At 68.9% G+C, this 13011-nt stretch carries 11 protein-coding genes; 10 read left to right on the top strand and 1 reads right to left on the bottom strand.

Translation table 11 applies throughout. The features are described 5' to 3' along the window. The first annotated feature begins 20 nt into the window (after window positions 1-20). From QZ500_RS02250 to QZ500_RS02240, 3 genes are all read left to right on the top strand, one after another. Window positions 21-1040 carry an NADP-dependent oxidoreductase gene (locus QZ500_RS02250; RefSeq protein ID WP_295850252.1) on the top strand — a complete coding sequence of 340 codons (1020 nt, stop codon included), beginning with the start codon at window positions 21-23 and terminating at the stop codon, window positions 1038-1040. 98 nt (window positions 1041-1138) lie between these two features. Then, window positions 1139-2581, top strand: a complete 1443-nt coding sequence (locus tag QZ500_RS02245) for an NAD-dependent succinate-semialdehyde dehydrogenase (RefSeq protein ID WP_295850250.1) — start codon at window positions 1139-1141, stop codon at window positions 2579-2581. 82 nt (window positions 2582-2663) lie between these two features. Continuing rightward, complete coding sequence (locus QZ500_RS02240; protein ID WP_295850248.1) at window positions 2664-3782, top strand: iron-containing alcohol dehydrogenase; 1119 nt, start codon at window positions 2664-2666, stop codon at window positions 3780-3782. A gap of 22 nt (window positions 3783-3804) precedes the next feature. On the opposite strand, the gene QZ500_RS02235 is transcribed toward QZ500_RS02240, so the two are convergent. Beyond that, window positions 3805-5388 carry a DUF4394 domain-containing protein gene (locus QZ500_RS02235; RefSeq protein ID WP_295850246.1) on the bottom strand — a complete coding sequence of 528 codons (1584 nt, stop codon included), beginning with the start codon at window positions 5386-5388 and terminating at the stop codon, window positions 3805-3807. 299 nt (window positions 5389-5687) lie between these two features. Between QZ500_RS02235 and QZ500_RS02230 the strand changes: the two genes are divergently transcribed. The 7 genes from QZ500_RS02230 (at window position 5688) to QZ500_RS02200 (ending at window position 12714) form a co-directional block, all read left to right on the top strand. Next, on the top strand, window positions 5688-7865 hold the full coding sequence (locus tag QZ500_RS02230) for a malate synthase G (RefSeq protein WP_295850245.1): 2178 nt from the start codon (window positions 5688-5690) through the stop codon (window positions 7863-7865). A 405-nt stretch (window positions 7866-8270) separates the two neighbouring features. Then, a complete protein-coding gene (locus QZ500_RS02225; RefSeq protein ID WP_295850290.1) occupies window positions 8271-8789 on the top strand; it encodes a fasciclin domain-containing protein in 519 nt (172 codons plus the stop codon). A 131-nt stretch (window positions 8790-8920) separates the two neighbouring features. Next, a complete protein-coding gene (locus tag QZ500_RS02220) occupies window positions 8921-9853 on the top strand; it encodes a class I SAM-dependent methyltransferase (RefSeq protein WP_295850243.1) in 933 nt (310 codons plus the stop codon). Window positions 9854-9884: 31 nt separating this feature from the next. Then, the gene (locus QZ500_RS02215) at window positions 9885-10136 is read left to right on the top strand and encodes a cysteine-rich CWC family protein (RefSeq protein ID WP_295850240.1); all 252 of its coding nucleotides are present in this window, start codon (window positions 9885-9887) and stop codon (window positions 10134-10136) included. 14 nt (window positions 10137-10150) lie between these two features. Continuing rightward, a complete protein-coding gene (locus tag QZ500_RS02210) occupies window positions 10151-10342 on the top strand; it encodes a 4-oxalocrotonate tautomerase (RefSeq protein ID WP_295850238.1) in 192 nt (63 codons plus the stop codon). A 49-nt stretch (window positions 10343-10391) separates the two neighbouring features. Then, the gene (locus tag QZ500_RS02205) at window positions 10392-11939 is read left to right on the top strand and encodes a DHA2 family efflux MFS transporter permease subunit (protein WP_295850236.1); all 1548 of its coding nucleotides are present in this window, start codon (window positions 10392-10394) and stop codon (window positions 11937-11939) included. 4 nt (window positions 11940-11943) lie between these two features. Next, window positions 11944-12714: a class II glutamine amidotransferase gene (locus QZ500_RS02200; RefSeq protein WP_295850234.1), complete on the top strand. Its 771-nt coding sequence runs from the start codon at window positions 11944-11946 to the stop codon at window positions 12712-12714. The last annotated feature ends 297 nt before the right edge of the window (window positions 12715-13011 follow it).

Raw genomic sequence — 13011 nt, 5'->3', positions numbered from 1 at the left:
CCTCTCCGCTCACTGCCTCCATGACCGACCATCATTCCGCCGAGAACCGGCAGATCGTGTTCGCGGCACGTCCGCGCGGCACGCCGACGCCCGACTGCTTCCAGCTGATCCGCTCGCCCCGTCCGGCGCCCGCCGAAGGGCAGGTGCTGGTGCGCAACGACGTGCTGTCAGTCGATCCGTACATCCGCATGCGCATGGAAGAGCGCGACTCGTATGCGCCGGTCATGGCACTCGGCGACGTGCTGGTCGGCCGCACGGTCGGCCAAGTGATCGACAGCCGGGCCGAGGGCTTCGCGCCCGGAGACTGGGTGGTCGGCCGGCTGGGCTGGCAGGACTTCAGCGTGGCACGTCCTGCAGACCTGCAGTGCATCGACACCGCAGCCGCGCCTGCGACCGCCTACCTGGGTGCGCTGGGGTCCACCGGCATCACGGCCTGGGTCGGTCTGACCGCCTTCGGCCAGCCCCGCGCCGGCGAGACGGTGCTGGTATCGGCGGCCTCCGGCGCGGTCGGCAGCGTGGTCGGGCAGCTGGCGCGTATCGCCGGCTGCCGCGCGGTCGGCATCGCCGGCGGCGCGGCGAAATGCGCACTGGTCCGCGACGCTTACGGTTTCGACGACTGCGTGGACTACAAGGCACCCGACTTCGACGCCGCTTTGGCACGCGCCGTACCGCAGGGTGTGGACGTGTATTTCGACAACGTGGGTGGTCCGATCCTGGACGCGGTCCTGCCGCTGTGCAACAACTTCGCGCGCATCCCGCTGTGCGGACTGGTCTCGCAGTACAACGCCGCCGCGCCCTACGGGCTGCGCAACCTGCGGGAGGTGTTCAACCGCCGGGTCACGCTGCGGGGCTTCGTGCTGTCGGACCATCAGGACCTCTGGCCCCAGGCGACGCGCGCGCTGGCCGACGCGTACGCCGCCGGTCGCCTGCACTACCGCGAGACGATCGCCGAAGGGCTGGAAAACGCACCCGCCGCCTTCATCGCCATGCTGGCCGGCGCGAACGTCGGCAAGCAGCTGGTCCGACTGCGGCCCGCCTGAGAACGCTGCACGCCAGCGCTTTGCAGCGCCACCTGCGTCACCTCGGAAGGCCGCAGGCGCAGTCGATCTCCCTCTTTTTGCCTTGTTTCCTGGACACCATGCACGAAGCCTATCCCTATATCGCCGGCCAATGGCGCACCGGCGGCCCCACCCTTGCGGTGCACAACCCGGCCGACGGGCAAGTGATCGGTCAGGTCGGGCTCGTCGATGCCGCCGATCTTGACGCCGCATTGGCCTCCGCCGCCCAGGGCTTCGGCGACTGGCGTGCCCGCAGCGGATACGAGCGGGCGGCCCTGATGCGGCGCGCGGTGGCACTGCTGCGCGAGCGACGCGATGCCATCGGTCGCCTGATGACCCTGGAGCAGGGCAAGCCGCTGGCCGAGGCGATCGGCGAAGTGACGACCGCCGCCGACAACATCGAATGGATGGCGGAGGAAGCCACCCGCGCCTACGGCCGGGTGCTGGTACCGCGCACGGCCGGCGTCACACAGATGGTGCGGCGCGAACCGGTCGGTCCGGTGGCGGCTTTCTGTCCCTGGAATTTTCCGGCCCTCACCCCGGCGCGCAAGATCGCCGGCGCGCTGGCTGCCGGCTGCTCGCTGGTGCTGAAGCCGGCCGAGGAAACCCCGCTGACCGGCGCCGCCGTCGTGCAGGCGTTCGTGGACGCCGGTCTGCCGCCGCACGTGATCAACCTGGTCTACGGCGATCCCCGGCAGGTGTCGGCCCATCTGATCGCATCCGACGTCATCCGCAAGATCTCCTTCACCGGGTCCACGGCGGTCGGCAAGCAATTGCTCGGACTCGCCGCCCAGGGCGTGAAACGCGCGACGATGGAACTCGGCGGCCATGCGCCGGTGATCGTGTTCGACGATGTCGATCCGGTCGCCGCCGCGCGGCAGGCCGTCGTGGCCAAGTTCCGCAACGCCGGCCAGGTCTGCACCAGCCCGACGCGCTTCTACGTCCAGGAGGGCATCTATCCCCGTTTCGTCGAGGCTTTCGCCGACGCCAGCCGTGCGCTGCGTGTCGGGGACGGGCTGGACGCACAGACGCAGATGGGCCCGCTCGCGCACCCGCGCCGAGTCGCAGCGATGGAGGCCATGGTGGCCGATACTGCGTCCAGCGGTGCACGACTGCTCTGCGGCGGCCAGCGCCTGCCCGGTCCCGGCAGCTTCTTCGCCCCGACCGTGTTCGCCGACGTGCCGGAGACGGCACGCATCATGAACGAGGAGCCCTTCGGACCGGTCGTGCCGATCACGCCCTTCGCCACGACCGACGAGGCCGTGGAACGCGCCAACCGCCTGCCCTACGGATTGGCTGCCTACGCGATGACCCGGTCGCTGCAACGGGCCGCTGCGATGAGCGACGCGCTGGACGCCGGCATGGTCTGCATCAACCATTTCACCGTCTCGACCCCCGCATCTCCCTTCGGCGGCACGAAGGAGAGCGGTTACGGCTCCGAAGGCGGCACCGAAGGCCTCGACGCCTACCTGACCACCCGCTCCATCACCCAGCGTGCCATGGGCGCCGACCTGGAACCCTGACCATGCCTATGCCTGTCTCGATTAACGCGCCGCGGTTCCGCGTGCGCTGTCCGGCCTGCGGCCACTGCGCGGAAACTCTCCGATGAGCGTGCTGCAGTTCCTCACCACCGTGCATTTCGGCAACGGCGAACGTCGACAACTGCCGAAACTGCTGGCCGATGCCGGCGTGCGCAGTCCGCTGTTCGTGACCGACCGGGGCGTGATCCGTGCCGGCGTGTTCCAGCAGGCCATCGAGGCCCTCGGGCAGGATGCGGCCCGCCTGCCCGTTTTCGACGATGTGCCGGTCAACCCGACCGAGGCCGCTGCTGCGGCCGGCGCAGCACGCTACCGCGAGACCGGTTGCGACGGTGTGGTCGGCATCGGCGGTGGCGCAGCACTGGACCTCGCCAAGGCGATCGCCGTCCTTGCGACCCATGCGCCGCCGCTTTGGAACTACTGCAACCGCCATGCGCAGCCGGCACCGATCGACCGGGCCCCGCCGCTGATCCTGTTGCCCACGACGGCCGGCACCGGCAGCGAAGTCGGCCGGTCGGCGGTGATCGTTTTCGACAACGGCGTGAAGGCCGGCGTGCGGTGCCCTGATCTGGTGACCGCCGCCATCTGCGACCCCGAACTGACCTATCGCCTGCCTGCTGCCATTACGGCCTCGACCGGCATGGATGCGCTCGCGCACTGCATCGAGACCTACTGTTCGCCGGTCGTCAATCCGCCCGCCGATGCGATCTCGCTGGACGGCATGCAGCGGATCTTCGCCCACCTGCGCCGGGCAGTGGCGGACGGCAGCGACGCGGACGCCCGCTGGCACATGCTGATGGGCTCGCTTGAAGGTGCGATCAGCTTCCAGAAGGGGATGGGGGCGGTACACGCGCTGTCGCATCCGTTGGGCGCACGCGGCTTCCACCACGGCACGCTCAACGCGATCCTGCTGCCGCATGTGCTGGACTGCAACCGCGAGGCGCTCGGCTCCAAGTGGGCGGCGATCGCACATCAGGCCGGCTGGCCTGTCGGTACCGACGTGGCCGACGGCCTGCGCCGGCTGATCGCCGACATCGGCATCGCACCGCAGCTGCGCGACATGGGCGTGGCCGAGGCCGACCTGCCGGCGGTGGCGCAGGAGGCATTGCAGGATAACGCCCACCACACCAACCCGATGACGCTGGACGCAGCCGATTACCTGCGTATCCTGCAGGCCGCCTGGTGATCCGGGCGGCCTGCCGGCGCGGTCAGTAGCGGATCGCCAGATCGCGCACCACCGGGCCGCCGGTGCCGCCGATCTGCGCCGCGCCGGCATCGGCACCGCGCAGCGTCGCCGCGCCGCTGGTCAGGTTGATGTTGTAGAGGCTAAACGGCCCGGCCGCACCCGTGCGCAGTGCGGCGACCGCTAGTCCGTTGGCGCCGCCGGCGATGTCGAAGGCAGCGGCGCCCGTGGCAAGCGGCACGCCCAGCGCACCAACGTCGACCAGCGTGCCGTCGTTCGGCGGGTTCTGCTGGGCCAGTACCGAGGCGGCGGCGTCGATGTCGAACAGCGTGGTCGAGCCCGTGCCAGCGAAGCTGTTGGTGTAGGCACCGGCGATCACCTGGGGCGCACCCGCAGCGCGGTTGATCACGCCGTCGGTGGTGGTGGCGCCGGTGTCGACGTTGATCCGCAGGTTCTGGCCGGTCTCGCTGATCACACGCAGGCGGTCGGCCGCCGGATTGAAGTCCACCGTGAAGCGGGTGCCGGACAGGCCGGCGTAGGGCAACGTGGTGTCCGTCGGGTCCGCGCTCAGCGTCGCGACCGCGGCGGCGGCACCGGTGTCGGGGTCGACGGTCAGCAGGCGGCCGCCGCTGGTCAGGGCGTAGAGCCGCTGGTTGGCCGGCCGGAAGTCGATGCCGAGCACCGTCTCGTTGGCCGCCAGGCCGCTGATCGCGACCGGTGCGCTCAGCGTGTTGGGCGTGGCGAGGGCAAAGCTCGACAGCCGCGAGGTATCCGTCAGCACGACCGCGCGCGGCGCGGCCGGCTGCATCAGCGCCAAACCGGTGATCGGCTCGCTGCTGCCGATCGCACCGACCAGCGTGGCGCCGCCGGTGCCCGACAGCGGCACGGTGTAGAGACGGTTGGCACTGCCGACGGTGAGCGCCGCGAAGCCGCGGTTGGTGCGGGCGTCGATGTCGAAGCCGTTGGTGGCCGCGAAGGTCACGCCGAGCGGTACCGGACTGGCCAGCGTGCCGTTGTTCGGCGGGTCCTGCAGGTACAGCGTGCCGGCGGCATCGAGGTTGAACAGCTGCGTCGTGGTCGCGCCGGCGAAGGAGTTGGTGTAGGCCGACGCGGTCACGCTGGCACCGGCCACGCCGTTGATCGGGCCGTCGACCACGGCGGTGCCGGTCGCCACGTCGATGCGCAGGTTCTGGCCGGTGTTGCTGACCAGACGCAGGCGGTCGGCGACCGGGTTGAAGTCGAAGCCGAAGCTGCTGCCGGCCAGCGGCACCGACACGGTGCTGCGGAAGGTGGCCACGCCGGTCGCCGGGTCGAGCGTGTAGATACGGCCGAGCGAACTGACGGTGTAGACCAGGCCGTCGGCCGGACGCACGTCGATGCCGAGGAGCCGCTCGTCCGCTGCAAGGCCGCTGACGTTCAGGCTGCTGTTGATCGTGCCGGGCTGGGCGCGGTTGAACGAGATCACCTTGTTGGTCGAGGTGATAGCGATGGTGTCGCCGAGCGAGGACGGGGGCACGCCGCCGCCGTCGCCTCCACCGCCGCCGCAGGCCGTCAGCACGGCGGCGGCAGCCAGGGTCAGGGCACTAAGGGAGAAAGAACGCTTTTGCATATCGTCGGATCCTGGAAAAGTGAAAAGGACATGCCGACGAGCGTCTTGGAGTTGGAGGAAAGCGGCGGCATGCGCACCGTACGCAGGGCCAAGCCGGCGCGATGCGAAACAGCGGATTGCTTACACCTGCTTTCGTCTGCTCACAGGCCGAGGACGTGCTTGCGTTAGGCATCCACATGCGATTCAACGCAACAAAGTCACGAATCCCGTGACGGACCCTTCCACAATGCGCCCCGCAGGTTGGAATACAGTGGCGTCAACCCTCCACGCCCTCGTTGTCTTTGCAGGAAGTCCCTCCCATGAGCGCACGCACCACCGTCCACGGCCTCCAGGTCGCCCCCGAACTCCACCGCTTCATCGAGGAGCGCGTCCTGCCCGCCGCCGGCGTCGAGAGCGCCACCTTCTGGAAAGGTTTCGACGCGATCGTGGCCGACCTTGCGCCGAAGAACGCCGCGCTGCTGGCCGAGCGCGACCGGCTGCAGACCGAACTCGACGCTTGGCACAAGGCCCACCCCGGCCCAATCGCCGACATGCCGGCCTACCGGGCCTTTCTCGAGCAGATCGGCTACCTACTGCCGGCGCCGGCCGACGTGCGCGCCACCACCGCCAACGTCGATGCCGAACTGGCCACCCAGGCCGGCCCGCAACTGGTGGTGCCGATCCTCAACGCCCGCTACGCGCTGAACGCCGCCAACGCCCGCTGGGGCAGCCTATACGACGCGCTCTACGGCACCGATGCGATCCCGACGGCCGGCGGCGCCGATAAGGGCCCGGGCTACAACGAGGTGCGCGGCGCCAAGGTCATCGCCTTCGCCCGCCGCTTCTTGGACGATGCCGTGCCGCTCGCCGCCGGCTCGCATGCCGACGCCACCGGCTATATGGTCGAAGGCGGGGCGCTGGTCGTGAAGACCGCGGGCGGCACCACCGGCCTGCAGGATCCGGCGCAGTTCGTGGGCTACCAGGGCGATGCCGCATCGCCCTCGTCCATCCTGCTGAAACACAACGGCCTGCACATCGACATCCGCATCGACCGCTCGACGCCGATCGGCAGCACCGACGCCGCGGGGGTGTCCGATGTGGTGCTGGAAGCCGCGCTCTCGACCATCCTCGACCTGGAAGACTCGGTCGCGGTGGTCGATGCGGCCGACAAGGTGGTGGCGTATGCCAACTGGCTCGGCATCCTCGACGGCACGCTGACCGAGGAAGTCGCCAAGGGCGGCAAGAGCTTCACCCGCGGCCTGAACCCCGACCGCGCATACACCGGCGCGGACGGCCGGGCGGTGACGCTGCACGGCCGCTCGCTCATGTTCCTGCGCAATGTCGGCCACCTGATGACCAACCCGGCCATCCTGTGGGGCGCCGAGGGCCGCGAGATCCCCGAGGGCATCCTCGATGCGGTGGTGACCACCACCATCGCGCTGGTGGACCTGAAGCGCCGCGGCAACTCGCGTACTGGCAGCGTCTACATCGTGAAGCCCAAGATGCACGGCCCGAAGGAAGTGGCCTTCGCCTCCGAGCTGTTCGGCCGCGTCGAGCAGCTGCTCGGCCTGCCCGCCGAGACGGTGAAGCTCGGCATCATGGACGAGGAGCGCCGCACCAGCGTCAACTTGGCGGCCTGCATCGCCGAGGCCGCCGGCCGCGTCGCCTTCATCAACACCGGCTTCCTGGACCGCACCGGCGACGAGATGCACACCACGATGCAGGCCGGGCCGATGCTGCGCAAGGGCGACATGAAGGCGACCAAGTGGATCGCCGCCTACGAGCGCAACAACGTGCTGGTCGGCCTGTCGGCCGGCCTGCGCGGCCGCGCCCAGATCGGTAAGGGCATGTGGGCCATGCCCGACCTGATGGCCGCGATGCTGGAGCAGAAGATCGCCCACCCCAAGGCCGGTGCCAACACCGCCTGGGTGCCCTCGCCCACCGCCGCCACGCTGCACGCACTGCACTACCACCAGGTCAACGTCGCCGACGTGCAGCAAGAGTTGGAGAAGACCAGCGCCGCCAGCGTGCGCGACGCGATCCTCGACGACCTGCTGCAGGTGCCCGTCGCACCGCGCGCCGACTGGAGCGACGCGGACAAGCAGCAGGAGCTCGACAACAACGTGCAGGGCATCCTCGGCTACGTGGTGCGCTGGATCGACCAGGGTGTGGGCTGCTCGAAGGTGCCCGACATCCACAACGTCGGCCTGATGGAAGACCGCGCCACGCTGCGCATCAGCAGCCAGCACATCGCCAACTGGCTGCTGCACGGCGTGGTGACGCCGGAGCAGGTCGACGCGACCTTCGAGCGCATGGCCGCGGTGGTGGACGGCCAGAACGCCGGCGACCCGCTCTACCAGCCGATGGCCGGACGTAGTGCGACCAGTGCCGCCTACCAAGCCGCGCGAGACTTAGTGTTCAAGGGCGTGGAGCAGCCGAGCGGCTATACCGAGCCGCTGCTGCATGCTTGGCGGCTGAAGGTGAAGGCCGGAACCTGATGCTATCGAATCGATAGCTGGTAGCACCCGGTGGACGGGCGCTACCGCCTCTTTTGATTCATAAATCGACGGTGCCTGCGGGCGCCGTCATTACGAGTGCATCCCGTCCTACAAACCGCGGCGCGCGCCGCTTCGTAATCCCGGCAGGCGTCTCGCACGCCCCGGACCGTGGATCCACCGCGGCCGGTCACACACACGAACCGGAAGGACCCGCACATGCACAAGATCGTTCTCGCCGCCGGCATCGCCGGCCTGCTCACCGCCTGCAGCAGCATGCCCGGTGGCCCGATGCCCCGCCCCGATGCCCGCACCGATGTCGCCACCACCAACGGCGGCACCGGCGTCATGACGCCCAACGGTCCGTCCGTCAACGGCATGGCCCCGCCGCCCCCGCCGCCGCCGCCGATGGGCACCGGCCCCGGCATGGCCGCTCCCGGCATGGCGCCGGTGATGGTCGGCGGCGCGCCGATGTACGCGAGCCGCGACATCATCGACAACGCAGTCAATTCCCGCGACCACACCACGCTCGTCGCCGCCGTCAAGGCTGCCGGTCTGGTCGACACGCTGAAGGGCCCCGGTCCGTTCACCGTCTTCGCGCCGACCAACGCCGCCTTCGCCGCCCTGCCGGCCGGCACCGTCGATACGCTGCTGATGCCCGCCAACAAGCCGCAGCTGACCAAGGTGCTCACGTACCACGTGGTGCCGGGCCGCCTGGACGCCGCAGCCCTGTCGCGCCAGATCGCGGCCGGCGGCGGCCGCGCCATGCTGCGCACCGCGAGCGGCGGCAACCTGACCGCGATGATGCAAGGCCCGAACGTGGTCATCGTCGACGACAAGGGCGGCCGTGCGATGGTCACCACCGCCAACGTCTACCAGTCGAACGGCGTGATCCACGTGGTCGACAAGGTGCTGCTGCCCAACTGATGCTCCGTTCTGCAGGGCAGCCCGCTGCCCTGCACGGCGACAATGGCCGGCTCGCATCCGCGGAGGGTGCGGGCCGGCTTTTTTTGCAGGTGCGCGCCTCCGCTGTCGTTTCCGCCGTGTCTGGAGTCTTCGTGACGGTTCTTTCCTTTTCCTTGCGCCGCTGCGCGCCGGCGGTCCTGCTCGCCGCCTTCAGCGTCCTGCCTCTCGCGGTCACTGCGCAGACGCCCGACGCGCCCCGGCTCGGCCAGGCCGGCAAGGACGTGATGTGGCTGCCCTCGCCCGACGCGGCGGTGGACCGCATGCTGCAGATGGCCGAAGTCGGGCCGCAGGACCTGGTGGTGGATCTGGGTGCCGGCGACGGCAAGATCGCGATCGCCGCGGCCCGCCAGCACGGCGCCCGTGCGCTGGGCCTGGAATACAACCCGGCACTCGTCACCGTGGCGGCCCGCCGCGCGCAGGAAGCCGGCGTAGCCGACCGGGTCGCCTTCCGCCAAGCCGACATCTTCGCCACCGATTTCTCGTCCGCCACCGTCGTCACCATGTACCTGCTGCCGGAACTCAACCTGCGGCTGCGGCCGACGTTGTTCCGCATGGCGCCCGGCACCCGGGTCGTTTCGCATTCCTTCGACATGGGCGACTGGACCCCCGACGAAAGTGCCGTCATCGGCACCGCCAAGGTCATGGCCTGGAAGATCCCAGCCCATGCCGCCGGCGAATGGGAGATCCAGGGCGCTGCGGCCGAGGGGCCGAACCGCCTGCGGCTCCGCCAGACCCGGCAGCGCGTGGACGGCGATGTCTCCTTCGGCCGGGTCGACGCCAGCCTGATCGCCCCACGCCTGTCGGGCGACCGGCTGCGCTTCACCGCCCGGACCGCCGGCGGTGCACTGCTGCACGTCGATGCCCGGATCGAGGGCGACCGCATGACCGGCACCGCGGCCCAGGACACCGGCGCCCGCGCGCCTTTCACGGCCGTGCGGCGAACGCCCGCGCCGCCCATCGGCGGCATCGAGGCGAGCGACGCGGAAATCCAGCGCGCCCACCGGGTCCTCGACGCCGCCGGTTGACCGGGTCCGCTTGGCTACACTGCGCCGTTCCATGCCTGTGCCGACGCATTCCCGTCCCCCGCCCGATCCCGCCGCGCCTGCAGCGGATCGCTGCCCGCTCTGCGGCGGCGGCAACGGCTGTGCACAGGCATCGGCGCCGTCCGACGCGGCGCCCGCACCGTGCTGGTGTATGACGGCTTCCGTGGATGCCGACGCACTCGCCCGCATCCCCGCCGAGGCACGCGGCAGGGCCTGCATCTGCGCCCGCTGCGCCGCCGGTCCTGGCGTCCTCTCCGTTTCCTGATCGAAAGCTCACCCATGCCCACCTACCACATCGAAATGCTCGAAGGCCGCACCGTCGAACAGAAGAAAAAGCTTGTCGAGGAAATCACCCGGGTCACCGTCGAGGTGCTCGGCGGCTCGCCCGATTCGGTGGATGTGCTGATCACCGACGTGGCCCGCCACAACTGGGCGACCGGCGGCAAGCTGTGGTCGGAACCGCGCGGCTGACCGCCGATCCGGGCCGCACCGCCGACATCGGCCGTTCGCCCGCCTGCCCATGAGCCGATCCGGCCCACCGTCATCACCCGCCGGCCCCGCATCGTCCGCGCTGGCGGCACTGCAGCAGCGGTACGGCGCACCCTATCGCTGGCTACTGCTGATGACTGTGATGATCGGCACCATCGCCTCGGTCATGTCGTCGACGATCGTCAATGTCGCGATTCCCGATATGAGCCGGCATTTCAGCCTCGGGCAGGAGCGCGCGCAGTGGGTGTCGTCCGGCTTCATGGTCGCGATGACGGTATCGATGCTCACAACACCCTGGCTGCTCGGCCGGTTCGGCTACCGGCGCACCTATGCCGCCGCGATGGTCACCCTGCTGGCAGGGGGGCTGGTGGGAGGATTCGCCGGCAGCTACGGGCTGGTGATGGCCGGTCGGGTCGCAGAAGGCCTGGCGGCCGGCGTCGTCCAGCCGATCCCGGCGATCATCATCCTGCGCGCCTTCGCACCGCATGAGCAGGGCCGGGCGAGCGGCATCTTCGGCATGGGGGTGGTGCTCGCACCGGCGATCGGTCCGAGCCTGGGCGGCGTGCTGGTCGACGGCTTCGGCTGGCGGTCGATCTTCTTCATGGTCGTGCCGTTTTGCCTCGTGTGCCTGTGGCTGGGACAGCGGTTCGTCCCCGACACTGCGCCCGGCGGTGCCGCCGCCGACCGGCAGGCGGCGGGCCGCCTCGACTGGCTCGGACTGGGACTCGGCTGTGCCGGCACGCTCTGCCTGCTCAATGGGCTGGTGGCGCTGAACAGCACCACCGGCCTGGGCGAAGCCGTTGTCTTGCTCGGCGCCGCGGCGGCGCTCTTCGCGGCTTTCGTGGCCTGGGAGTATCGGCTGGGCCGGACCGGCGGTACGCCGCTGATGCATCTGGCGCTGTTCCGGCACCGGTCGTTCACCATGGGCAGCGTGGTGTCGTTCATCTATGGCACTGCATTGTTCGGCTCGACGTACCTGCTGCCGGTCTACATGCAACTGGGGCTGCACCTGTCCGCCGTCCACGTCGGCACGCTGATGATGCCGGCCGGCATCGTGCTGGCCATCGCCATCGCCGTCGTGGGCCGGCTGGCCGACCGGCAGCCGACCTATCGGCTGGTATCGATCGGCTTGGCGCTGCTGGCGGTGTCCTTCGGCCTCATGACGTTCGTCGGCATGCAGACCGCACTCTGGATATTGGTAGGGTTCGCGATCCTGGGGCGGATCGGGCTCGGGTTCATCCTGCCGTCCCTCAACCTCGGCACCCTGCAGCCGCTCGACCCGGCGCTCGTGCCGCAGGGCGCCAGCGCAGTCAATTTTCTGCGGATGCTCGGCGGCGCGGCCGGTGTCAGCCTGTGCGGCATCGTGCTGGAATGGCGGCTCGCGGTGCATGGGGACAGCCTCGCCAACGCGACGACCAGTGTCGCCCGGTTGGCGGCTTTCAACGACACGTTCTGGATGCTGGCCGGCCTCTGTCTCCTGGCCCTCGTCGCCGCCCTACAACTGCGCGCCGGCCCTTCGAGCGGCAAGAAGCATAAAGCGGTCGCCCAGCGCATACCGCCATCGTCACCGGAGTCCTGACCGTATGTGCCAGCTGCTCGGCATGAACTGCAATACGCCGACCGATATCGTCTTCAGCTTTTCGGGGTTCGCGCAGCGGGGTGGGGGTACGGACCATCACAGCGATGGTTGGGGTATCGCCTTTTTCGAGGACCGGGGCATCCGCCATTTCGTGGACCATCTGCCCGCGGTCGAGTCGCCGATCGCCGAGTTGATCCGGCGTTACCCGATCAAGAGCCGCAACGTCATCGCGCACATCCGCAAGGCGACGCAAGGGGCCGTCAACCTGCAGAACTGCCACCCGTTCGTGCGGGAGTTATGGGGTCGCTACTGGGTATTCGCGCACAACGGCAACCTTACCGACTTCCGACCGAGGCTGCACGGTCAGTTCCGCCCCGTCGGTACGACCGACAGCGAGCACGCGTTCTGCTGGCTCATGCAGGAGCTCGCCAAATCACATGCCGGCGTGCCCAGTGTCGACGAGCTCACGCTCACGCTCCGGGAGCTGGCACCCCGCATCGCTGCCCACGGAACCTTCAATTTCTTGTTGTCGAACGGGACCGCGCTGTGGAGCCATGCATCAACGCATCTCTGGTATCTCGAACGCCAGCACCCGTTCCAGGGAGCGGAGCTGTCGGACCAGGACCTGTCCGTGGACTTCTCACAAGAAGCGCAAGCGACAGATCGTGTGGCAGTGGTCGTCACGGCACCACTGACACGCAATCAAAATTGGAAAGCATTCCAGTCCGGTGAGCTCAAGGTATTCTTGGATGGTGCGGAATACCACCTGTCTTGAGATTCCCGAAGTGGCGTCAACTGTATGCAGCGGTTTGGAGTCATATCCGCTTTGAATGTTTCGACGCACACAAGGTCGACTAGACAATCCGTGTATCCCACAGCCCCGTCTTGTTCAGCGTGGAAGTCCAGAGCGAAACGTCTGTCGCTGCAGTTTTGGATTGTTTAAGCCCCCAAAGCCGAAGCCCCCAGTTAGATTTCTCTAACTGGGGGCTTCGGTGGCTGGATGTAAGAGCCTGACGATGACCTACTTTCACACGGGAACCCGCACTATCATCGGCGCGGAGGCGTTTCACTG

This window comes from uncultured Xylophilus sp., from assembly GCA_913776965.1.
In the GTDB taxonomy this organism is placed as follows: domain Bacteria; phylum Pseudomonadota; class Gammaproteobacteria; order Burkholderiales; family Burkholderiaceae_C; genus Xylophilus.
This window is presented reverse-complemented; position numbering and strand designations above follow the sequence as displayed.